General features: G+C 72.7%; 17 protein-coding genes. 4 read left to right on the top strand and 13 right to left on the bottom strand.

Annotated elements, in window-relative coordinates; genetic code table 11:
• The 4 genes from ABT041_RS04495 (at position 1) to ABT041_RS04480 (ending at position 5,117) form a co-directional block, all read left to right on the top strand.
• On the top strand, positions 1-1,470 hold the full coding sequence (locus ABT041_RS04495; protein ID WP_351178791.1) for a protein kinase family protein: 1,470 nt from the start codon (positions 1-3) through the stop codon (positions 1,468-1,470).
• Between the two features lie 114 nt (positions 1,471-1,584).
• Positions 1,585-2,532: a tetratricopeptide repeat protein gene (locus tag ABT041_RS04490; protein ID WP_351178788.1), complete on the top strand. Its 948-nt coding sequence runs from the start codon at positions 1,585-1,587 to the stop codon at positions 2,530-2,532.
• A gap of 495 nt (positions 2,533-3,027) precedes the next feature.
• Positions 3,028-4,059 (top strand): AraC-like ligand-binding domain-containing protein, encoded by a 1,032-nt coding sequence (locus tag ABT041_RS04485; protein ID WP_502976360.1) that lies wholly within the window; start codon positions 3,028-3,030, stop codon positions 4,057-4,059.
• Between the two features lie 65 nt (positions 4,060-4,124).
• Positions 4,125-5,117 carry an alpha/beta hydrolase gene (locus ABT041_RS04480; protein ID WP_351178785.1) on the top strand — a complete coding sequence of 331 codons (993 nt, stop codon included), beginning with the start codon at positions 4,125-4,127 and terminating at the stop codon, positions 5,115-5,117.
• A 10-nt stretch (positions 5,118-5,127) separates the two neighbouring features.
• Here ABT041_RS04480 and ABT041_RS04475 read toward each other — a convergent pair whose 3' ends face one another.
• The 13 genes from ABT041_RS04475 to ABT041_RS04415 all read right to left on the bottom strand — a co-directional run bounded on the left by ABT041_RS04475 (position 5,128) and on the right by ABT041_RS04415 (position 23,148).
• The gene (locus tag ABT041_RS04475; RefSeq protein ID WP_351178782.1) at positions 5,128-7,386 is read right to left on the bottom strand and encodes an ATP-binding protein; all 2,259 of its coding nucleotides are present in this window, start codon (positions 7,384-7,386) and stop codon (positions 5,128-5,130) included.
• A 29-nt stretch (positions 7,387-7,415) separates the two neighbouring features.
• On the bottom strand, positions 7,416-8,129 hold the full coding sequence (locus tag ABT041_RS04470; protein ID WP_351178779.1) for an alpha/beta fold hydrolase: 714 nt from the start codon (positions 8,127-8,129) through the stop codon (positions 7,416-7,418).
• A 44-nt stretch (positions 8,130-8,173) separates the two neighbouring features.
• Positions 8,174-9,079, bottom strand: coding sequence for a helix-turn-helix domain-containing protein (locus tag ABT041_RS04465; protein ID WP_351178776.1), 906 nt, complete (start codon positions 9,077-9,079; stop codon positions 8,174-8,176).
• 40 nt (positions 9,080-9,119) lie between these two features.
• Positions 9,120-9,971, bottom strand: coding sequence for an alpha/beta fold hydrolase (locus tag ABT041_RS04460; RefSeq protein ID WP_351178773.1), 852 nt, complete (start codon positions 9,969-9,971; stop codon positions 9,120-9,122).
• A 150-nt stretch (positions 9,972-10,121) separates the two neighbouring features.
• Entirely contained in the window at positions 10,122-11,369 is a 1,248-nt protein-coding gene (locus ABT041_RS04455) for a PucR family transcriptional regulator (protein ID WP_351178770.1), read from the bottom strand.
• A 135-nt stretch (positions 11,370-11,504) separates the two neighbouring features.
• Positions 11,505-14,336 (bottom strand): ATP-binding protein, encoded by a 2,832-nt coding sequence (locus ABT041_RS04450; protein WP_351178767.1) that lies wholly within the window; start codon positions 14,334-14,336, stop codon positions 11,505-11,507.
• A 105-nt stretch (positions 14,337-14,441) separates the two neighbouring features.
• The gene (locus ABT041_RS04445) at positions 14,442-15,056 is read right to left on the bottom strand and encodes an FMN reductase (RefSeq protein ID WP_351178764.1); all 615 of its coding nucleotides are present in this window, start codon (positions 15,054-15,056) and stop codon (positions 14,442-14,444) included.
• The gene (locus ABT041_RS04440) at positions 15,053-16,138 is read right to left on the bottom strand and encodes an LLM class flavin-dependent oxidoreductase (protein ID WP_351178761.1); all 1,086 of its coding nucleotides are present in this window, start codon (positions 16,136-16,138) and stop codon (positions 15,053-15,055) included. Before ABT041_RS04440 ends, ABT041_RS04445 begins: the two co-directional genes overlap by 4 nt.
• Positions 16,139-16,245: 107 nt before the next feature.
• Positions 16,246-17,082, bottom strand: coding sequence for an alpha/beta fold hydrolase (locus ABT041_RS04435; RefSeq protein ID WP_351178758.1), 837 nt, complete (start codon positions 17,080-17,082; stop codon positions 16,246-16,248).
• A gap of 132 nt (positions 17,083-17,214) precedes the next feature.
• A complete protein-coding gene (locus tag ABT041_RS04430) occupies positions 17,215-19,971 on the bottom strand; it encodes a helix-turn-helix transcriptional regulator (protein WP_351178755.1) in 2,757 nt (918 codons plus the stop codon).
• On the bottom strand, positions 19,968-20,855 hold the full coding sequence (locus tag ABT041_RS04425; protein WP_351178752.1) for a carbohydrate ABC transporter permease: 888 nt from the start codon (positions 20,853-20,855) through the stop codon (positions 19,968-19,970). The genes ABT041_RS04430 and ABT041_RS04425 overlap by 4 nt, the downstream gene beginning before the upstream one ends.
• Positions 20,852-21,817, bottom strand: a complete 966-nt coding sequence (locus ABT041_RS04420) for a carbohydrate ABC transporter permease (RefSeq protein WP_351178749.1) — start codon at positions 21,815-21,817, stop codon at positions 20,852-20,854. The genes ABT041_RS04425 and ABT041_RS04420 overlap by 4 nt, the downstream gene beginning before the upstream one ends.
• Positions 21,817-23,148, bottom strand: a complete 1,332-nt coding sequence (locus ABT041_RS04415; RefSeq protein WP_351178746.1) for an ABC transporter substrate-binding protein — start codon at positions 23,146-23,148, stop codon at positions 21,817-21,819. Before ABT041_RS04415 ends, ABT041_RS04420 begins: the two co-directional genes overlap by 1 nt.
• Positions 23,149-23,180 lie beyond the last annotated feature (32 nt).

Genomic DNA, 23,180 nt, shown 5'->3' with positions numbered 1-23,180 from the left:
ATGAGCACTCCGCCGACGTCCCCGGCACCCGGTACGGTCGCCGGGCGCGCGCTGTCGGACTGGTCGCGGGACGGCCGGTTCGGCACCTGGTACGCGCTGGGGCCCACCGGCGCGGACGAACCGCCCCTCGGCGTCCTGCGGATCCACCGCGCCCTGCTCGCGCCGAGCGGCGCGCGGGAGCGGCTCACGGCCGCGGTGCGCTCCGTGGCGAAGCTGCGGCTCCCGGGCGTACCGGCCACCGTCGACCTGCTGCGGGAGGCGGGGGACGTGTGGCTGGTCGTCGCGCGCCCTCCGGCGCGTACCGTCTCCGACCTGCTCGCCACGGGCGCGCCCGGACTCGACGAGGGCAGCGCGGCGAGCGTGCTCAACGAGACCGCGCAGACGCTGCTCGCCCTCCACGCGGCCGGCCTCGCCCACGGTTCGCTCACCCCCGACCAGGTGGTCCTCGCCCAGGACGGCACGGCGCTGCTGACGGAGGCCGCGCTGGCCCCGGCGCTGACTGAGGAGGCCGGCGCCTCCCCGTCCTCCCTCCAGGACGCCGACGTCGCCGCGTGGGCGGCGCTCGCCCGTACCCTCGGCACGGCCTGGGCGGCGCCCGGCACACCGGCGGCCGACCTGTTCGCCCGCTGCTCCGCGACGGCCGGGGCCGAAGGCCTCGCCGCCGCGCGGACGACGCTCACCTCGGCGCGCGCGACGCTGCCCCGGGACTTCCTGCGCAGGACGGCGCTGCGGACGGCGGCGGCCGCCGCCCTGGCGGAGCTGGCCGAACCGGCGACGGAGCCCGCCGACGCGACGGAATCGGCACAGGACGCGGAGGCTGCGCAGGACACGACGGCGGACACGCCCGCCGCCGACGTCGCTCCGGACGAACAGGGCACCCTCCTCGGCAAGCGCCATCGCAGCGCCCCCGCCACGCCTCTCACGCCCGCGCCCGCGCCCGGTGGAGGCGGTGACGACGACGAGATCGTGCTGCGTTTCGGACCCGGTGTCCCGCGCTCCGAGGAGGAGGCGCTGCGTGCCCTGTGGGCGTCCCCGGCCGCCGCGCCCAGCCCTCCGCGCCGCCGACGACGACGCCGGGCCGGTCTGCTGGGCACCCTTGCCGTCCTCGCGGCGGCGGTCCTCGCGCTGGTGTGGCTGCTGCGTCCGACGACGGGTCCGGCGGTGACGGCGGTCCACGTCGAATCCCCGCCACGGCAGTTGACGTGCGGCGAGACCGCCGAGGTGACCGGTGTGGTGAGCACGGACGGCCACGCCGGTCCGTTCACGTACCGCTGGCTGCGCAGCGACGGTCAGCGGTCCGAGGTCCTGACGCGTACGGCCGGCCGCGGCGAGCACGAGGTGACGCTGCACCTGCGCTGGACCGTCCGCGGCCCGGGCCGGTTCCACGGCACGGCGCGTCTCCAGGTCCTGCGCCCGGAGACGACCCCGCTCGAAGCCGAGGGCGCCTTCACCTACGCGTGCGCCGGGTGACCCGAGGCCGCTCGTGAAGCGACCGTTGGGGCGGTTCCGAGCCGGCGAACAAGCATCCGGTAACGATCCAGGCCTGAACATTGCGTTGCGTTGCGTCACTCTTAGTATTTCTTCATGGCATTCCTTTCAAATCGCAGCAGACGTCCCCGTCTTGCCCCGGAGCTCGACGACGTCGAGCTGGGCAAGCTCCTGAAGCGTCTGATTTCGACGACCCGGTCCAGCGCCTTCGGGACGACGGATATCTGCGTGGCCCAGCTCGCCCGATTCCTGGAGGAGAGCCCCGAGGACTTCGACCGCAGGACGCACCGTCTGTCCGTCCTCGCCGGATTCCTGTCCGAGTCGCACCTCCCTGCCGCATGGGTGACGCGGGACCCCCGTAACCCCGACGCCCTGCTGCTGCAGGCCTGGTCCGAACTCGAACGGGGGCGCACCGCCGGGGCCTTGGCCGACGCGTCCTCCGTATGGAAGAAATGCCTGCTGGTGACGGAGCTCGACCCGCGGGACCCCGGGCCCTGGCTCGTCATGCTGGGCGTGGCTCGCATGGAGCGCTACCCGAACTCGGACGTCTTCGCGATCTGGAACGAGATCCTGACGCGGGATCGATGGCATCGCGAGGCGTATCTGAGCATGCTCGCCTATCTGAGCCCCGACGAAGCGGGGTCGACTGCCCAAATGGTGGAATTCATCGACTCCGTCAGGATACGGATGCCGGCGAACGCACCCTGTGCCGCTGTCGAGCTGACCGCTGACGTGATGCGTTATCACGGCATAGTGGGCCGTGGTGGTACGGAAGCGCTTCTGGCCCGCAACCACTGGGACAGTCCGCAGACGGCCGCGTATCTGGAGCGGGCGGCGGCCACGTGGTGCCAGCCGGCGTTCTTCAGTCATGCCGCGACTCTGGCCGATCTCAATCTGCTCGCCTACGCGATGACCGTTGCCAACAAGCGGCGCGAGGCCGCTCCGCTCTTCGACGCCATCAGCGGGAAGGTCACCGCCTGGCCCTGGCGAACGCAGGGCGATCCGCTGGCGGCGTTCGAGTCCGCGCGCAGCAGGACGAGATGACCCTCGCCCGCGAACGGCGCGGCGCGAAACGGTTCCCGCTGCCGCGCGTGCGCGGCTGACCGGACACCGAACGGAGGGCCGACCCGGTCTCCACCGGCCCGCGAGCCCGCTCATGGCGGGTCTCGCCCGGCCGGCGACGCCACCGGCACCCCGGTGGGCGGCGGAACCGCGAACCCGTCGTACTGGACGGCGGCCACCCACAGCGGGGGTTCGCCCTCCCCGGCAGCTACCCCGACGTCTGGGCGCTCTGCCTGGACGTGCGGCACGGACACAAGCGGTAGCGCCCCGAACCACCTGCTCAGCGCTTCATCGACGCCGGCCGGTCCCGTGCACGCGGCCGGCGTCGCGTTCTGCCGATTCCTGCCTGTGGTTCTGCCTGGAGACGGAAGCGGTCCGCCGCTTGACTGTTCGTCGCGGGCGGGAGCCCGGACCTCGCCGAGGCGGTCCGGATGCGCGCCCGCGAGGTCGGAGTCACTTCCCCTGAGCGGAGCGAAATTGAGCGTGGTGTTGACGACCGCCTCCGTGCCGGACCAGGACAAGGTCGCGTACTGGAACGATGCGGTGAGCAGGACGCTGGTGCCGATGGAGGTCGCGCCTCGGGGCAACGGGCCGTTCGACGGCCGGATCGCCACCAGCCGTCTCGCGTATCTCCAGGTCTCCACCGTGGAGGCCGACGCGGGGCGGATCAGCCGCACGCCGGCGCTCATCGCCAGGTCGTCCGAGGCGCTGGTGGCGGTCGGTGTCCAGACATCCGGAACGGCCACCTTCGTCCAGGACGGCCGGCGGGCCGAGGTCCGCGAGGGTGACCTGGTGGTGTACGACACGACCCGGCCGTACTCCTTCGACTATCCGCAGCGGTTCGCCACGCACGTCTTCCAGCTTCCGCGCCGCACCCTGGGCGTGCCGGACAGCGACATCCGTCAGGTCACGGGCAACGCCATCGGCACCGGGGACGGTTTCGGCGCGATGCTGCTCCCGTTCCTGGCCACCCTGGCCTCCTCCCCCGCCGACGGCTACCCGCCGACCGTGGCGGACCGGCTGGCCGGCAACGTCGTCGAGCTGTTCGCCACCCTGATCACCGAGCGGGCCCACCCGGGCGGCACGGACACGGACGCACCGAGCCATCTGGTGCTGCGCGTCCGTGACCACATCAACCGGAACCTGGGCGACCCGGATCTGTCACCGGAGCGGATCGCCCGGGAGCACCGGATCTCCGTCCGGTACCTGCACCGGCTGTTCGAGGGCGAGGAGACCACGGTCGGACAGCTCATCCGGCAACGGCGCCTGGAGGAGTGCGGCCGCGAACTGGCCCGCCGCGGCAGCACCGCCCCCACCGTGTCCGCCGTGGCCCAGCGGTGGGGCTTCGTCAGCCCGGCCCACTTCAGTCGGTCCTTCCGCGCCGCCTACGGCGTCTCCCCCCGTGAATGGCGCAACCTGCGTACCGCCCGGGAAGATCTCGGTGGAGTCCCGGCCGGTGTCCCCGGTGCCGACCGGCTCGGGGCCGGCCTCCCGCCGTCCGGCAGGTGAGGTCCTGCTCCGGACGCCTCGCCGTACCGCCCTTTCGCTGCAGCCCCTCCGGCAGGAGACCGTGTGTGACCGGCTTCGTCCCTTCGTCCCCTCCCACCGTCCTGGACCATGCCACTCGGGCGTTCGTGTCCCACCACTCCTGCCCGCCGTCGGCGCACGACCAGGACCTGGAGCAGGCCCGTCTGGCTTTCGCGCGTCTCCAGGGCACGGACGCCCCCGACCCTCGCGACGAGCAGGCCGTCTGCACGGAGTGGTTCGCCCTGCCGGGCGGGCCGACCGGTCACGTACGGGTACGGGTGGTCAGGCCGGCCGACAGCACCGGCGAGATCCCCGTGGTGCTGTTCCTGCACGGTCTCGGCTGGGTTCTGGGCGACGCCGGCACCCATGAACGTCTGGTGCGCGCGTTCGCCCTCGGCACGGACGCGGCCGTGGTCTTCGTCGAGTACGAGCGCGCCCCCGAGGCGCGGTATCCGGTCGCCGTCGAGCAGTGCTACGCCGTCGCGAAGTGGCTCGGCGAGCGGGGCGGCGAGCTCGGCCTGGACGGCAGCCGGATGGCCGCCGTGGGCGACTCGGCGGGCGGCAACCTGGTGGCGGCGCTGACCCTCCTCGCCAAGGAACGCGGAGGGGTGCGGCTGCTCCAGCAGGTGCTGATCTGCCCGGTCACCGACGCCGACTTCGACACCCCCTCGTACCGGGAGTTCGCCGACGGCTACTTCCTCGGCCGCGAGACCATGCGCTGGTTCTGGGACCAGTACCTGCCCGACGCAGGGCAGCGGAGCCGGGCCACCGCCTCCCCGCTGAGGGCATCCCTGGAGCAGCTCGCCGGGCTCCCTCCGGCGCTCGTGGTCACCAGCGAGGCCGACGTCGTGCGCGACGAGGGCGAGGCGTACGCGGCGAAGCTGCGGGCGGCCGGCGTGCCGGTGGTGTCCCTTCGCTATCAGGGGACGATCCACGGCTTCCTGGTGCTCGACCGGCTCCGCGACACGGAGTCCGCCCGCGCCGCCCTCCTGCAGGTCCTCGACACCGTGCACGTGGCCCTGCACCGGCACTGCGGCTGAGGGCCTCCGGTCATTCCGGGGAGAGCGTGTCCAGGAGCCTCCGCGCGGCTTTGAGCTCCTTGTCGTCGGCCGCGTCTCCGAGGGCGAGTGCCTGTCGCAGGACGTATCGGGCTTCCTCGGTTTCACCGAGCTCGATCAGGGCCTCTCCCAGATGCAGCAGTTGTTCGGCCTCTCTGTGGACTATGCCGATGCGGTTCGACTGGACCTGGGCGCTGCGAAGGTGGTCGGCGGCCTCCCGCCACCGCCCCAGCTCGGCGTAGTCGAGACCGAGTGCCTGCGTCGTGTGGGCACGGAAGATGCCGGCGACGTGCCCGCTGACCGGGCAGTCGGGCGCATCGAGGAAGGCGATGACGCGCCGGTGCAGGGCAACGGCTTCCTCGGCTCGGCCGAGCGAGCGCAGGGCTCCTCCGTACAGCCGCATGGCCTGGGGCCAGACTGCGTAATGGCCGGCGGCTTCCGACAGCTCGACGGCGGCGAGAGATCTGTCGGCTAGCCGGTGGGCGTCGCCGAGCTGCCGGTAGCCGCTCGCCGCATGCACCAGTGCCGAGACCTGCTGGTGGACGTCCTGCGCGCGGCGGGCGTGTCGCAGCGCCTCATCGGCCTGTTCGACGGCCTCGCCGTAGCGTTGCTCGCAGCTGTTCAGGGCCCAGGAGAGGCAGCTGAGGTGGAACGCCCGCATGTACGGGTCGTCGAGCTCGGTCGCGGCCTCGGCCGCCAGGCGGAAGACCTCGGGCCAGTGCCCCCAGTGAACCCACAGGTCACAGAACCATTCCATGGCATAGGCCGTCTCCACGACCTGGGTGTGCTCGCCCCGGTCGGCGGCGCCGCGCAGCGCGGCGAGCCAGGAGGGCGCTTCGCTCTGGAGCCAGGCACGGGCCTCCTCGGCGCTCTCCAGCGGGACCAGACCCTGCCAGGAGGGCGGCGGCGCCCCGTACTCGGGCTTGTACCAGCGGCCGGCGACCACGGCCGTCTCCAACAGCCAGGTGCGCAGCCGGTCGTCCGCCGCCTGCCGCTCGCCGGGTTCCTCCTCTCGGGACAGCCGGTCGCGGCCGAACAGCCGCAGCAGATCGTGCAGCTGGTAGCGGCCGGTGAACGCGGCCTGCAGCAGCCCGGCCTCGACCAGCTCCTCCATCACGTCCTCGGCCTCGAAGACGTCGGTGGCGGTCAGCGCGGCGCCGTAGGCCGCGGTCATGTCCGGGCCCGGGACGAGACTCAGCAGCCGCAGCATCCGCGCGGCCTGGCCGGTCAGCTGACGGTACGACAGCTCGAAGGCCGCCTCCACCCGTACGTCACCGGCGGCGAGCGCGCCCAGGCGGCGTTCTTCGTCGGCAAGGCGCCGGACCAGGTGGTCGACGGTCCATCCGGAACGCACCGTCAGCCAGTTCGCCGCCACCCGCAGGGCCAGCGGCAGCCGTCCGCACAGCTCCGCCACCCGTGCCACGGCCCCGGCCTCCGCGTCCGCGCGCTCCTCGCCCAGGATCCGGCGCAGCAGGTCGACCGCCTCGTCCTGCGCCATCTCCGACAGCGGGAGGCGGTCGACGTCCTCAAGGCCGGTCAGGGGCCGCCGACTGGTGACGAGGACCAGACTCCACCCGCCCGCCGGCAGCAGCGCCCGCACCTGCCCCTCGTCGCGGGCGTTGTCCAGCACCACCAGGCACCGGCGGTCGCCCAACAGCGCTCGCAGCAGCCCCGCGCGGCCCTGCTGGTCCTCCTGCGCCAGCCGGCGGTCCGACACGCCGAGAGCCTTCAGCAGCTTCAGCAGCGCCTCGTCCGTGTCCACGGGGCCGTCCACCCCGTGCAGGTCCACCACGAAACAGCCGTCGGGGAACTTCTCCGCCAGATCCGCCGCCGCCTTCAGCGCCAGCGTCGTCTTCCCGCACCCCGGAGGACCCGAGACGACCCATACCGACGCCTCTCCGCCGGCCGGGGTCCGTTCCGCGGCTTCCCGCAGGAGGGCCAGCTCCGGTTCGCGCCCGGTGAAGTCCCCCACCGATCGCGGCGGCACGACCGTTCCCGTCACCGCGACCGCGCGCGTCGGACGGGCAGCCCGCGCCGTGGCCAGCAGCGCCTCCCGCTCCTCGTCCGTGAGTCCGAGCCCCTCCGCCAGCGCCACCACCGTGCGCCGCTGCGGAACCAGGCTGCGTCCCCGTTCCATGTCGCCGATGGCCCGGACACTCACGCCCGACGCCTCGGCCAGCTCCTCCATCGTCAGACGGCCTCGCTGCCGCAGACCGCGCAGAACGGCGCCGAAGGACTTCTTCCCGTACACGAATCCCCTTTCCCGTCTCGGCAGGTCGGTCAGCTGGTCGCCCGTACCGCGGTCCTGATCAGGTCGGCGACTCTGGTGGGCTCGGAGAGGGTGACGGCGTGGGAGGCGTCGGGGAGTTCGACGACGACGGCGCCGGCCCGGGTGGCGCCGAAGCGCTGGACCTCGGGGCCGATCGTGCGGTCGGCTCCGGCCACCAGGGCCCAGGACGGTTTCGTCCGCCATGCCGCCACGGCCACGGTCTCGGTGAACGCGGCGGTGGCGAGGGGGCGTTGGGCGGCCGCCAGGACACCGGCGACGTCCTCGGGCACGTCCGCCGCGAAGACGGCGGGAAACGCCGTCTCGTCGATGGTGACCTCGACCGCGGGGCCGCCGTCGTGGAGCGGGTAGGTCCACTTCTTGAGGTTGCCCGTCAGCGGAGGCTCGGGGAAGCTGCCCTGGAGCTGGCCGAGGCTCTCGCCCTCATGGGGCACGTAGGCGGCCACGTAGACGAGCCCCACGACGTTCTCCGCGGCGCCGGCCACGGTGATCAGCGCACCGCCGTACGAGTGGCCGACGAGTACGGCCGGACCCTCGACCTGCGTCAGGACGGAGGCGAGGTAGGCGGCGTCCGCTGCCAGGCCCCGGAGCGGGTTGGGCGGGGCGATGACCCGGATACCGCTGCGCCGCAGTTCCGCGATGACGCCGATCCAGCCGGTCGCGTCGGCGAAGGCGCCGTGCACGAGGACGACGGTGGGGTGGGGCATGCGAGTTCTCTTCTCGGTGTCGGGCATGACGGAGCGTGCGCGTCTCAGCGCCGTCGCTCGTCCTGGGCGTCGGCGGCCATCGGTGCGAGGGCCGAGGTCGCCAGGGCCTGCCATTCGCTGGGGCTCATGCCGTAGGCCCCGCGGAACGTGCGGCTGAAGTGCGAGGGGCTGCGGAAGCCCCAGCGGTGTGCCAGAGCGGCCATCGTGATTCTGCGGGTGGAGCGGCCGAGCTCGAACCGGCAGGACTCGAGCCTGCGCTGCCGCACCCACTGGCTGACCGTGCTGCCGTCGTTCTGGAACAGCTTCTGCAGGTACCGGACGGAGATGTGGTGGGCGCGTGCGATGGACTCCGGCGACAGGTCCGGGTCCATCAGGTGGTCTTCGATGTGGGCGTGGATACGGGACAGCAGCTCGTTGCCGGCTCCGGACGCGTCGTCGTCCGCGTCCGTGTCCGCTTCCAGGAGCTCCATGACGAGGACGGAGAGGAGGTGGACGGCCGTGCGGGCCCGCCGGTCCTCGATCGTGGACCGGCGGAACTCCGCCTTGGCGGCGAGCGCGGTCAGGAAGTCGGAGGCGAGCGCCCCGATGCCCTCCCCGCCGCGCACGGGGACGCCGAGCACCCGGTCGAGTTCCGCCTCCGAGACGCCGAGATGGCAGCGGGGCACCCGGAAGAAGATCATCTGGCAGTCCTCGCCGAACCGCAGCCGGTGCCGTCGGGCAGGGTCGCAGAAGACCAGGTCGTTCGGCTCCAGCAGGGTCCTGGCGCGCTCACGGACGACGGTGACGGCTCCGCGGACGTGGACGCCGAGGTAGACGTGGTTGCTGTCGTCCGTGTCCGGCAGCTCGGAGAGCATCCGGACCAGCCACCCCGAGCGGGAGGAGGGTGCGGTCGGAGCGGGCGCCTGCCGGGGCACCCGTTCGGGCGGACGGGACGTCAGTGTGAGGGGCATGGTGGTTCCTAGCCGTAGGTTGCTGCGGGCGGGTGCGGGCTCACGCCCGGTTCGCCGGCTCCTCGGCCAGGAACTTCTCCACCACGGCGTTGAAGGCCGACGGGTTCTCCAGGAAGGGGAAGTGCGAGCTCGCCACGTCGGAGGCGAAGACGTGCAGGCGTGCGCCGGGAATCCGCTCGGCGACGAAGCGCTGCGAATCGGGGTGCACATGGCTTCCCTCGCAGCCGATCACGAGGGTCGGCACATCGATCCGGGGAAGCACGTCCCGCCAGTCCTGCGCGCAGTGGTCGAACAGCAGCGGCACGGCCGCGTGGGCGGGTGTCGACCTGATCTCCTCGGCGACGAAGGCCAGCACCTCGGGGTCGGGTTCGCCGGAGAACATGCCGCGTACGAATTCGGCGCGGACGCTGTCGCCCTCGGGACCCGCGAGGGCGGCGCCCAGGTAGAGCAGCCCCGACACGTCGAAGATGGCGCCGGAGTCCCGCTGTTCCCGCTCGGTCATCCAGGGCACGGCGGCGACCGCCGCAGGCTGGTCGACGGCGACGAAGCGGCGGATGCGGCCGGTCCCGTACTGGTCGATGAAGCTCCACCACACGGAGACGCCCATGGACCAGCCCAGGGCGTCGAACCGGTCGAGGCCGAGGTGGTCGACGAGTTCGAGCACGTCGCGGGAGAGCCGGGCGATGCGGTAGCCGTGGTGCGGTTTGTCCGACAGGCCGTGGCCGCGCAGGTCGACGGTGACGACCCGGCGGGCGGGCGCGAGTCCCTCGATCTGGTGGCGGAACATCGCCTGCGTCTGCCCCCAGCCGTGCAGCATCACCAGCGGGACGCCGTCGCCGCCGGTGTCCTGGTACGCGAGCCGTGCGCCGTCGGTCGTGATCAGTTGTTCCATGACCTCTCCCCTGGTCAGAGGCGGTACGTCGTCCCCGCCCGTCCCGTACATCGTCGAATGGGGCCCGTCGCCCGCACCACCGCGAGCTGTAGGAATCGGGCCGTGGATCCTTCTCGCTTTGTCGAAGCGAGTGTCGAAGCGGGTCCGGGGTCATACGGACCCGTCGGTGCCCGCGTCGAGGAGTTCGCCGACCCTGAGGCCGAGGTGCAGGGTGAGCCGGTGGGCGCCGTCGTCGAGGTCGAGTCCGGTGATCTCCTGGATCTGGCGCAGGCGGTAGTACAGCGAGGTGCGGTGGATGCCCAGCGTCTCCGCGGTCTTGGGGATCGAGCCCGCGTGTTCGAGGAAGCGGCGCAGGGTGTCCCGGAGCCGGTCGCCGCCGTGGGCCTCGCTCAGGGTACGGAGCGGTTTCGGGACCAGCGACGCGTTCAGGGCGTGCTCGGGGAGCTGGAGCAGGACGGCGAGCTCCCCGAGGAGTTCCCAGTCGCCGATGCTGTGCAGGGAGGACAGTCGGCGTGCCGCGCGGGCCGCCACGAGCGCCTGCTCGTACGAGGTCCACGCGTCGTCCAGGCGGGCGTGCCGGCCGCCGACACCGATCACGGGGTCCGCCGACGGGTCGAGGAAGGTGCGGAGTTCGGCGAGGATGCGGGCGGACTGGGCGGCGACCTCGTCCGGGTGCGGCGGCCGGTCGCGGAGCTGGAGCAGGAGCGCCCGCTCCCTGCCGATCGCGATGAGGCCCTGGGCGGAGCGCGTCTGCCGGTACCCCTCGAGCGCCGCCCACAGGGCCGACTCGGACTGGCGCACGGGCTCCGTCCCGCAGCTGAGCTGGACGACGGTGACCAGGACGTGCTCCGCCGCGCCGATCAGCCCCGTCTCCTTGCCGCGCCGACGGGCGGTGGTGCGTGCGGCGACGTCGGCGCCGACGAGTGCGAGGGCGAGGTCCCGCTCGTCGGTCTTCCGGGTGTCGGCGGCGATCTGCTCTCCGTACATCTGGGCCGACATGGCGTCCGCGGCCCGGGCGATGGCGCGGGTCTCCTCCTCCCCCAGCGTCTTCTCGGGGACGACCACCACGAGCAGCCCGAGGAGATGCCCGCGCTCGCGCAGCGGCACGACGTACCGGGGCAGCAGTCCGAGGTCGTCACGGCCGTCGATGAAGCCGGGTCTCGGCCACTGGGTGACGCCCTGGGCGAGGACGTAGCGGATGGCCGCGTTGTCGGCGCGGCCCTGCAGCAGGGTGCCGATGCGCACCGGGTCCTCGTCGCCGAAGTGGCGGCTCGTGCAGACCATGCGGACCAGCGGGTCGTCGACGGCGACGGACCGGCCGAGCCGCTCCGCGAGCTCGTCGACGAGTGCCTGGAGCTCGGGGCTGCCGGGGCGGGCTCGCTGGAGCCTTACGGTCATGCGTTGTTCCTCTCTCGATCGACTGTCCCGCGGAGTCCTCCAATCCGCGGTTCTTGATCAGTCTGAGGAAACGACGGCGTCGGCACATCGCACGAATCGTCCATTGCCCCGACACCCACAGGGGATACGAAGCGACTACTCTCCGTTGTCGCGCTGCCTGACCAGCCGGGTCAGGTCCGTGCGCGAGGTGACGTCCAGCTTGGTGAAGGCCCGGCGCAGGTGCGAGCCGACCGTGTGCGGTGAGAGGGAGAGCCGCTCGGCCGCCTGCCGGTTGGTCAGCCCTCCGGCCACGAGCCGTACGACGCGTGTCTCCGCGGCCGTCAGCTCGGGCCATGCGCTGTCGAGTCCGGCCGGCGAGGGCCGCTTGCGGACACCGGCGGCCCGCAGGCGCCGGCGCACCCGCGCGACGTCCCGTTCGGCGCCCGAGCGTGCGTAGAGGGCGAGGGCCGTCTCGAAGTACGGCACCGCTTCGGACCTTCGGGTGGTCGCCAGCTTGCGTCCGGCGTCCTCCAGGGCCGACGCCCGGGCCAGCACCCTGGGGCAGTCCTCGTAGAGCCGGACGGCGCGTGCGAGAGGGGCGAGGTCGTTGTCGAGGAGCCCCCGGGCGTGCGCGGCGGTGGCGGCGAGGAAGGTGAGGTCCGGATTGAGTGCGGCTCGCCGCTCGGCCTGGGCGACCGTCTGGGCGGCCCGTTCGAGCGCGCCCGCCCGCAGTGCGAGACGGACGAGCACGGGGGCGTCGGCGGGGTCGATCAGGCCGGCGTAGGCGGGTCGGTCCTCGGCGGGCGAGGTCATCACCTCGTCGAGTTCGGCCATGGCACGGTCGGGCCGGCCTTCGGCGTCGGCGGTCAGTGCCAGCATCCAGGAGCCGAAGTGCCGGACGACGGGTGCGCCGTCGCTCCGCATGCGCCTCGCCTCCGCCGCGTACGCCCGTGCGGTCCGCCGGTCGCCGGTGTGGAGGGCGACGCGCAGCATCACGTACCGGAGCGTGACGTCGGCGAGGTTGCCCGGGCCGGGATCGTCGGTCGCGGACGCGGCTTCGCAGTCGGCCCGGGCGTCCGCCAGGCGTCCGGCTTCCAGGAGGATGCGGGAGCGGGTCATGAGCCACATGCGGGTGGCGGCCGTCCGGCCCTGCTCCCCGGTGATCCGGATGCCCTCCTCCGCGACGGCGAGGGCTTGCGCGGTGCGTCCGGTGGTGTTCGCCAGGAGGGCGTGCCACAGGGCCTCCGGAACCCACAGCGAGGTGCTGATGCCCAGGGCGTCGGCCAGCGCGGCGGACCGTTCGGCCTGCCGGAACGCCTCGGTCAGGTCCATGCGGTGGAAGCTGACGGCCGAGCGGACCGTCGTCAGGGTGGCCTCGGCGGTGCGGTCGCCCGCTGCCGCCGCGGTCTCCCACGCCTCCGCGGCGACCTGTTCGGCCGCCGCGTGCTCGCCCGACATCGACAGGCCGACGGCGAGCATGGCGAGCAGTCGTCCCCGCAGGGCCACGGAGATCCCGGGCAGTGCCGCCCCGGCGCGGGCCTGCCGGACGGCCTCGGAGAAGTCGAACGGGATGGCGAGGCGTGCCAGGGCGAGGCGTATGAGCGCCTCGTCCTCGGGTCCCGGACCGCCGGCGGCCAGGGCGGAGGCTCCCAGCTCACGCGCCTGGACGGCCCGGCCCGTCTGCCAGAGCAGCGGGATGGTCTCGGCGATGATCCGCGGCCGCTCCGGTGCGGCCGCGGCCGTGAGTTCCAGGGCCTTGAGGCTGCGTTCCGCGGCGGGTCCGGGTGCGGTGGCCGCGAGTTCCGCCGCTTCGGTGCGCAGCCGGTCGGCCTCGGCGGCGTCCCCCGACGCCGGCCGCTCGCCCTCCGCCGCGTCGGCCGGTGCTCTCCCCGGCGGCAGCGTGCCGGCCTGTCGGCGCAGGGCCTGACGCAGGGGCAGGGGGAGGCCGGCTTCCACCGCCTCGCGGATCAGTTCGTGGCGGAAGGCGAGGCGATCGCCGCTCTCGGCCAGCAGATCGGCGTCGAGGGATTCCCGTACGGCGGTGATGAGCGCTGCCGAGGACCTGCCGAGCAGTTCGGCGAGCAGCGCGACGGTGACCGTGCCGCCCACGGCGGCCGCCGTCTGCACCAGCTCCCGCGCCTCGTCGGACAGCTGGTCGAGGCGGCGCGCGACAGAGGGGAGTTGCCGGGGGGCGGGAGGTCCGGCCGGCAGCCTGGCCATGCCGTTCTCGATCGTCACCGCCTCCTCGCGCAGCGAGCCGAGCAGCTCGACCAACAGCTGGGGCACGCCCTCGGCGCGGCGGGCGAGGCGGAGGACGTCCGGGTCGGGCGGGGCGCCGAGGACGTCCTCGGTGATCCGGGCGGTCGCACGGTCCTCCAGGGCTGCGATGGCCAGCTCGTGCGCGCCCGCCTGACGGATCCTGTCCAGGGTGGTGCGCACCCCGGACGGCACGCTGCCGCCGCGCACGGCGACCAGCCACAGGATCGGGTGCGACGAGAGTCCCGCCGCGAGGGTGTGGAAGGTGAGGAGGGTCAGGTCGTCGCACCACTGGAGGTCGTCGAGGACGACGAGCAGGGGTCCGTTCCGAGCCGCCTCCCGCAGACGGTCCCCCAGCTCCTGAAGCAGCCAGAACCGCTGGCCGGGTGTCGTGGCGAGGTCCCGGAGACGTTGGGCGCCCGACAGCGGTTCCTCGCCGGAGAGTACGCCTTCCAGGAGCGGACCGAGCGGTATGAACTGGTCGTCGGGGTCCGCCGCCCCCTCGAAGACCCGTGTCCCGCGCCGCCTCGCGGCCGCCGCGGCCTCGGCGAGGATCCTGGACCTGCCGATTCCGGCGGGGCCCTCCACGCGGACGATCCCGCCCCGGCCCCGGCCGAGCGCGTCGAGCCGCTCCTCGATGAACGCCAGTTCGGCGTCCCTGCCCCGCAGCGGTGTCCGGGCGCCGTCGGGCTCCTCGGGCGCGGTCCTTGTCGTCACTCGGTTCACGCTCATTCCGCCGGCCTGGGCCGCACGGGACGGCCTCGGTTCTCGTGCGGTACGGCGGAACAGTATGAACCATGTGAACCGGCCCGTACTCGGCCGGGGCGGGGGCCCTTCTCAGTCGAAGCGCAGGTCGGCGAGTTGCCGTTCGAGGACGGTGACGTCGTCCTCGGGCTCTTCCCCGACCGGGCGCGCCGCCATGAGCGTGGCGAGCTCGACGCCCGCGCGGCGGATCCGGCCGGGCAGGCCGTCGGTGTACTCGTCTCCGCCCGAGCCCCAGTCCTCGGATGCCGCGAACACGGCGGTGGGGACGACGACGGCGCGGAGATAGGCGAAGAGCGGGCGGACGGCGTGCTCCAGGACCAGGGAGTGGCGGGCGGTTCCGCCCGTGGCCGCGGTCAGGACCGGCTTCCCGGTGAGGGCGTCCGGGTCGATCACGTCGAAGAAGGACTTGAAGAGCCCGCTGTAGGAGGCCGCGAACACGGGGGTCACGACGATCAGGCCGTCGGCGGCCGTCACCGCGTCGATCGCGGCGCTCAGTCGCGGGGGCGGGAAACCGGTCACGAGGTGGTTGGCGATGTCGCCGGCGAGTTCGCGCAGCTCCACGACCTCGGTCGACGTCTCGTGCCCCCGGGCGGCGAGTTCGTCGCGGGCCGATTCGGTCAGCCGGTCCGCGAGCAGGCGGGTGGAGGAGGGGGTGCTCAGCCCGGCGGAGACCACGGTCAGCCTCATGCGGCGGACACCTCCCCGACGGCTCGGAGCGACGCGTGCACGGGGGCCTCCGGCACGTCGGCCGGTCGTCCCTTGGCGAACTCCCTCCGCAGGACGGGCACGACCTCCTCGCCGAGGAGGTCGAGCTGTTCGAGGACGGTCTTCAGGGGCAGGCCCGCGTGGTCCATCAGGAACAGCTGGCGCTGGTAGTCGCCGACGGTCTCCCGGAACGACAGGGTCCGCTCGATGACCTGCTGGGGCGAGCCCACGGTCAGCGGGGTCTGCTCGGTGAAGTCCTCGAGCGACGGGCCGTGGCCGTACACCGGCGCGTTGTCGAAGTAGGGACGGAACTCCCGTATCGCGTCCTGGGAGTTCTTCCGCATGAAGACCTGGCCGCCCAGGCCGACGATCGCCTGCTCGGGGGTGCCGTGGCCGTGGTGCGCGAACCGGCGCCGGTAGAGCTGCACCATGCGCCTGGTGTGGTCGGCGGGCCAGAAGATGTTGTTGTGGAAGAAGCCGTCGCCGTAGAAGGCGGCCTGCTCCGCGATCTCGGGGGACCTGATCGAGCCGTGCCAGACGAAGGGCGGGACGCCGTCCAGGGGCCGCGGTGTCGAGGTGAAGGCCTGGAGCGGCGTGCGGAACGTGCCCTCCCAGTCCACGACGTCCTCGCGCCACAGCCGGCGCAGCAGCGCGTAGTTCTCCTTGGCGAGGTTGATGCCCTGGCGGATGTCCTGTCCGAACCACGGGTACACGGGACCGGTGTTGCCGCGGCCCAGCATGAGGTCGACCCGGCCGTCGGCCAGGTGCTGGAGCATCGCGTAGTCCTCGGCGATCTTCACCGGGTCGTTGGTGGTGATCAGCGTCGTGGACGTGGACAGGATCAGGTTCTCCGTGCGGGCGGCAATGTGCCCGAGGAGGGTCGTCGGGGAGGACGGCACGAACGGCGGGTTGTGGTGCTCGCCGGTCGCGAAGACGTCGAGCCCGACCTCCTCCGCCTTGAGCGCGATGGCGACCATCGCCTTGATCCGCTCGCGTTCGGTCGGGGTGCGACCGGTGGTGGGGTCGGGGGTCACGTCCCCGACGGTGAAGATGCCGAACTGCATGGGGTGCCTGCTCTCCTGGGCTCGTTCCGGTTCCCGCTCCGGGGAACCGCGGGGCCGGGGGGACGCCGGAGGATCCGGCGTCACCCCGGCGGGTCAACGGTGGGGCGTCACTTCGCCAGGAAGGCGAGGAGCGCGGTGTTGACCTCCTCGGCGTGGGTCCACAGCAGACCGTGCGGGGCGCCCGCGATCTCGACGTAGTCGGCCGACGGGAGCGCCTTGTGGAACGGGCGCGCGGTGCCCTCGGCGGGGAGGATGCGGTCGGCGGTGCCGTGCAGGATCAGGGCCGGCACGTCGACGGCGGGGATGTCGGCGCGGAAGTCCGTGTACCAGGTGGCCGGAGCGGCGGAGGCGGCGAAGGAGCCGCCGCGGGCCGCGGTGTCCCAGCTGTTGCGGACGGCTTCCTCGCTGATGCGGGTGCCCAGGTTCTCGTCGAGGTTGTAGAAGTCGTTGAAGAAGGCCGTGTAGTAGGCGTACCGGTCGGCCTTGACGGCGGCGACGACGCCGTCGAAGAACTCCTTCGGGGCGACGCCCTCCGGGTTGTCGTCGCTCTTGAGCAGGCAGGGCTCGAGGGAGGCCAGGAAGGCGACCTTGGCGACCCGGCCGGAGCCGTACGAGGCCACATAGCGGGCGACCTCGCCGGTGCCCATGGAGAAGCCCACGAGGACGGCGTCCTTCAGGTCGAGGGTCTCCATCACGGTGTTCAGGTCGGCGGCGAAGGTGTCGTAGTCGTAGCCGGTGGTCGGCTGCGAGGACTGCCCGAAGCCGCGGCGGTCGTACGTGATCACCCGGTATCCGGCGTCGAGGAGCGCGGCGCTCTGGCGCTCCCAGGAGTGGCCGTCGAGCGGGAAGCCGTGGATGAGGACGACGGGCTGCCCGGCCCCCTGGTCCTCGAAGTACAGCTCGATGGGGGTGGTGTTCTCCTGGCCCACGGTGATGTACGGCATGGGGGTTTCCTCGTTTCGGGTGGACGGTTCCGCGCGTCGGAGCGGCGCGGTGTGCCCTTCACGCTAGGACCGTCCCCGCGTCTCCTGTTGCCGTACCGCGCACCACACCTTGCACGCGGGCGCAGGGTTCGCTCAGTCGGCGGTGGCCGTTCCGGCGTCGTCCTCCGCGAGGACGATCCGGGCCAGGTGGACCCTGGAGCGCACCGCGAGCTTGCGGAAGATCGACGCCAGATGGGTGTTGACCGTGTGCGGGGAGACGACGAGGGCCTCCGCGGCCGACCGGTTGGTGTGGCCCGCGGCGATCAGCCGGGCCACCTTCCGTTCCGAGGCCGTGAGCGCTTCCCAGCCCTGGTCGGTACGCGGCCTGAGGCGGCGGGTGCGCCGGCCGGGGCGGCTCGTGGCCCGTTCCGTTTCGGCCCGGACCCGTTCGGCCTCGGCGTCGGCCCCGGCCTGGGCGTAGAGGTCGTGCGCCCTGGTCAGGGCGGGTGCCGCGGCGGGGTCGCCGGAGGCCAGCAGCGCGCGCCCGAGGTCGGCGGAGGCTGCCGCGAGGGACAGCGGCCGGGGGCCGTCCAGGAGGATGTCCACCGCCCGCCCCAGGAGTCCCTGGTCGGCGTTCACCAGGGCGGCCGTGTGGGCGGCCGTCCCCTGGGCGGTCGGCACGGCGGGGTTGCGCAGGGCGTGTGCGGCGGCCTGGGCGGCGAGGTCCTCGGCCAGCTTCCGGTCCCCGCCGCGCAGGGCGATCCGTACGGCCTGGACGACATGGGGGCGCAGGAGCCGCCACCGGAGGAAGGGGTGGTCGCGCTGCACCGGCCGGAGGAACTCGGCCGCTGCCGTGTGGTCGCCGTCGGCGTCGGCGACGACGGCCTCGAAGTATCGGTGCGCGGCGTGGTTTCCCTTGTTCGGCCGGTCGGCCAGGGTCGCCCTCACCACATCCAGGTGTTCACCCGCGGCCCTGCGGTCACCGCGCAGCATCGCGAGGAGACCGCGGTTGACGCGGATGTTGACCAGGTTGTTGGGTACCTGGAGGTCCGCTTCGAGACGCTCGGCGGTGACGAAGTCGGCGTCCGCGTCGTCGAGCCGCCCGAGCCCCAGGTTCAGGGTTCCCTGGGCCCAGCTCAGCATGGCTGGGCGCAGCGGAGCGTCGCCCGCGGTCCGGAGCAGTCGCCGTACGGCGTCGAAGTCGTCCATGTGGATCAGGGCGACGGCCTCCTCGGGCAGGAAGGCGGCGTCGAACACGCTGAGCGCCGTGTGGTGTTCGACGGCGGCGGCGCAGTCGCCCGCGTTGAGGGCGATCTCGCCGAGACCCCACAGCGCGAGGACGCGGGCCTCCCGGTCACCGGCCCGCTCCGCCTCGGCGAGCGCCCGTTCCCCGGTCTCACGAGCGACGTCGAGGTCGCTGCCGCGGGACCGGGCCAGAGCCTGCCGGGCGGTCAGCCGGGCGCGGATCGCCGGGTCGGTGACGGCTGCCAGCGCCGTCGTCGTACGGCGGGCCAGCTCGTGGACGTCGTCGAGGTGCCAGAGCGCGTCGCCGAGCACGGACTGCAGACGGGCGAAGACGTCCAGGGGCGGCTGCCGGGCGAGCAGCGCGTCGCCGGTGTCCCGTGCCTGCGCGTACCGGCCCGCGCGGGTCAGCGCGACGACGGCCCGCTCCCCCACGTCGTACGCCAGGGGCGCACGGGGCGGTACGAGTTCCAGGGCGCGGACGGCCAGGTCGGCGGCGAGGTCGGGCATCACGTCGAGCACGTCATCGGCGGCGGTGCGGAGCAGTCCGATCGCCTCCGTGTCGCCGGGTTCGGCACTCTTCAGCAGATGCGGGACCGCGTCGCCGGAGCTCCGGCCCGCCGCGACGAGCCGGCCGGCGGCCTCCCGGTGCAGTGCGCGGCGTACGGAGGGGGCGAGGTCGGCGTACACCGCCTGGCGGAGCAGGTCGTGGCGGAACAGGAGGCGATCGCCGTCGTCGTCGAGGAGCGCGGCGGCGATCGCCTCGTCCACTTCGGCGCTCAGTGCGGAGGCGGGCCGGCCGCACAGGGCGGCGGCGTCGGCGAGCGAGAACGCGCGGCCGAGGACCGAGCCGATCCGCAGGAAGTGCAGGGTGTCCGGCCGGAGGTCGGCCAGCCGGCCGCGTACGCCGAGGACCAGCCGCTCGGGCGGTTCCGGTCCGTCCGCGCCCTTCGCCGCGATGCCCGAGAGCATCTCGGCCGCGAGGAAGGGGTTGCCGCCCGCTCCGTCGAGGAACTCCTCGACCCGCGTCGGCACGTCCCCGCCGAGGACGTCGCGGGCCAGCTCGGCCAGGGCCGTCTGGGACAGCGGCCGCAGGGGGAGGGTCGTCGTCAGCGGCCCCTGCCCGTACAGCTCCGGATCCTCCCTGCTGGTGAGCAGCCAGAGGACGGGGGAGCTGAGCAGCCGTGCCGGCATGACGCTCAGGGCGAAACGGCTCAGCGGGTCGGCCCATTGGACGTCGTCGACCGCGATCAGTACGGGTGTGCCGGCCGAGCGTTCCTCGATCAGCTGGGCCAGTCGTTCGACGAGCCAGATGCGCTGGTCGTGGTGGCCGGCGAGGTCCGCGAAGTCCGTGCCGGAGAGCAGCGGCGGGTCACCGTGCAGGAGCCCCGAGGCCAGGGAGGCCAGCGGTGCCAGTTCGTGCAGTTCCTCGGCGCGTCCGTGGCTGACGACGAATCCCTGGGCCCGCGCGAGCGAGACGGTCTCCCGCAGCAGCGCGGTCTTCCCGATCCCGGGCTCGCCGAGAAGCAGCGCGACGGCGCCTCCCTCACCGTCGCGCACCGCCGCGACCAGGGCGCGCAGCCGCTCCAGTTCGGCCTCGCGGCCACGGAGCCCGGGTCGGCTCAGTTCCGTCGCCGTGCCTCGCCCGTCGGGGCGGTCGGGGCTCATCCCTTGACCGATCCGGCGAGCAGTCCCCGTGCGAAGTGCTTCCGGAGGGAGAAGAAGACGAGCAGCGGGACGACGGCGGCCACGAAGGCTCCCGCGGTGAGCCGCTGCCAGTCGTTGCCGTAGGTCCCGGCCAGGCTCGCCAGCCTGACCGTCATGGGCGCGGTCTCGGCCGTTCCGCCCGAGAGGGTGAGTGCCACGAGGAGGTCGTTCCAGACCCAGACGAACTGGATGACGGCGAAGCTGACCAAGGCCGGGCGGGCCGACGGCAGCACGATCCGGAGCAGCAGTGTCCCGTGCGAGGCGCCGTCGACGCGGGCGGCCTCGATCAGGTCCCGGGGCAGCCCGGCCAGGAAGTTGTGCAGCAGGAACACCGCGAACGGCAGCGCGAAGGCGGTGTGGGCGAACCAGACCTGGCCGAACCGTGCGGGACCGGTGAGGTGCCACGCGGGCAGGAACAGCCAGCCCTGGGAGAAGAGCTTCAGGAGCGGGACGAGCGCCATCTGGAGCGGCACGACCTGGAGCGCGAAGATGCCGACGACGAGCGCGTCGCGCCCCCTGAAGTCGATCCAGGCCAGGGCGTACGCCGCGAAGAAGGCCAGGACGAGCGGGAACAGCACCGAGGGAACGGTGATGACGACGGAGTTGACGAAGTGCTCCGCGAGCCGCCCCGATCCGTTCCCTCCGCCGGACAGCACCTCGCCGTAGTTGTCGAGCGTGAGCCTCGGCGTACCGAGGACGGTCCACCAGCCCGTGGTCTTGATCTCCTCCTCGGGGCGGAACGAGGAGAGCAGGAGACCGAGGGTCGGTGTCGTCCAGAGGACCGCGATCACCACGGCGACCGCTGTGAAGGCGCGGGAGGACAGACGCTCCCGGACGCCGTTCACCGCGTCCTCCGCCGCGCCCGGAGCTGGTGGGCGACGAAGGGGGTGAGGAGGAGGAAGAGGAGCACGGCGAGCGCCGCGCCGCGGCCCGTCTCGCCGTAGCGGAAGGCCTGGTCGTACATGGCGTGTGCGAGGACGTCCGTGTCGAACTGTCCGCCGGTCATGGTCCTGACGATGTCGAAGGCCTTGAAGGTGCCGATCGCCTGGGCGAGGAGGACGACGAGCAGCATGGGCCTGATCGACGGCAGGGTGATCCGCCGGAGGACCTGCCCGGGGGACGCGCCGTCGAGCCGGGCGGCCTCGGTCAGCTCCGGGGGTACGGCTCTGATCGCGGCGGCCAGCAGGACGGCCGCGAAGCCCGTCTGGGTCCACACCATCGCCACGATGAGGAACAGGACGTTCCAGGGGGAGTCGACGAGCCATTGCCGCGGTTCGCCGCCGAACGCGACGACGAGCCGGTTCAGCAGTCCGATCTGCTCTGCTTCCGCGGGACGGTAGGCGTAGACGAACTTCCAGACGATGCCCGCGCCGACGAAGGAGATCGCCATCGGCGTCAGGACCAGGGACAGCGCGAACGTCCTGAACCGCGACCGTGCGACGGCCGCGGCGTAGAGCAGACCGACCGCGGTGGACGTCAGCGGCACGAGCACGACCCATGCCAGGGTGTTGCGCAGCGCCACCCGCGCATGGGGGTCGGTGAACATCCACGCGTAGTTGTCGAGGCCCACCCACGTCTCTCCCCCGCTGCCGGTGAACGACAGCGCGAGGGTGCGCAGACCGGGCAGGAGAAGACCGATCGTGAGCAGCAGCAGCGCGGGGGCCAGCAGGATCAGGGCCGCGGCCCTCCTGCGTACCGGCCGGCGGTGCAGGGCGAGCAGGATCAGGGAGACGACCGCCGCGAAGGCGGCGACGCCCTGGAGCAGGTACAGCAGCTTGGGCTGCTGGGCGACGGCGTCGAACGACATCACTTTCTCGGCCAGGACCGCTCGATGGAGCCGGCGACCTGCCGGGTGCTCGCGCCGCCGATCCAGTCGACGGCTCCCTTCCAGAACGTCCCGGCGCCGACCGACGCCGGCATCAGGTCCGAACCGTCGAACCTGAACTGGGTCCTGGGGTCCTGGAGCAGCTGGATCGAGAGCCTGTCGACCGGGGTCGCGGCGTTCGCCGGATCCACGCCCTGGTTCGCCGAGACGAACGGTCCCTTCCTCATCCGCGCGTTCGCGAAGTCGGCGGAGGCCAGGTACTCCTGGAACGCCCGCACCTCGGGGCGGTCGGCGAACGCCGCGGTGAACACCCCACCGCCCAGGACGGGGCGGCTGGCCGGGTCGGCACCCGGCAGGAGGAAGGCGTAGACGTCCTTGTCCGGTCCGATCTCGGTGCCCTTCGGCCACATGTCCGCGTAGAACGAGGCCTGACGGTGCATCGCGCAGTCGCCGGAGACGACCGGGGCGCCGGCCTCCTGGAAGGAGATCGACGCCATCGACCTCGCCGGACCGAAACCGCCGTTGGCGTACCGGTCGTTCTTGAGGACGGACCCCACGGTGTCCATGGCCTTGATCACCCGCGGGTCGTCGAACGGGATCTCGTGGGCCACCCACTGGTCGTAGACGTCCGTGCCCTGCTGGCGAAGCAGGACGTCCTCGATCCAGTCCGTCACGGGCCAGCCGGTCGCCTCGGCGGACTCGATGCCCGCGCACCACGGCTTGACGCCCGACGCCGCGACCTTCTCGGTCACGGCCATCAGCTCGGTCCACGTGCGGGGGACGCTCAGTCCCCTGTCGCGGAAGAACTTCGGGGAGTACCAGACGAACGACTTCACGTTCGCGACGAGCGGTGTGCCGTAGAGGGTGCCGTCCACGGTCGCGTAGCTGTTCCAGTCCGCCGACCAGCCCTGCCGCGCGAGAGCGGCGACGCCGGCGCTCACGGGCTTCAGCTTCCCCGCCCGCGCGAAGCGCTCCATGAGGCCGGGCTGGGGGAAGAACGCCACGTCAGGGGCGCTCCCGCCGTCGACCCTGAGCTGGATCTGCGCCTCGAACTCCCCGTCGCCCTCGTACCGGACGTCGATTCCCGTGCAGTCGGCGAAGTCCGCCCACGTCTCTTCGAACAGATCCGCTTCCCGGTCCCGGTTCTCCGCGTACACGGTGACCACGGTGCCGGGGTGCTTGCCGTAGCGGCCGTACGGTGCGCAGTCCGCGGTGGTGTGCGAGCGCGAACCGCTGTCCTGCGGGGTGCCGCAGGCGGTGGCGGTGACGGCGAGGGTGATGACGGCGAGCGCGAGCCTCGCGCCGAACCTCATGGGTGTGCTTCCTCCGATCGCCCGCCGCGTGA

The organism is Streptomyces sp. NPDC002825, from assembly GCF_040295385.1.
Taxonomy (GTDB): Bacteria; Actinomycetota; Actinomycetes; order Streptomycetales; family Streptomycetaceae; genus Streptomyces.
The sequence above is the reverse complement of the archived record's forward strand: the minus strand, read 5'-3'. Positions and strand labels throughout refer to the sequence as shown.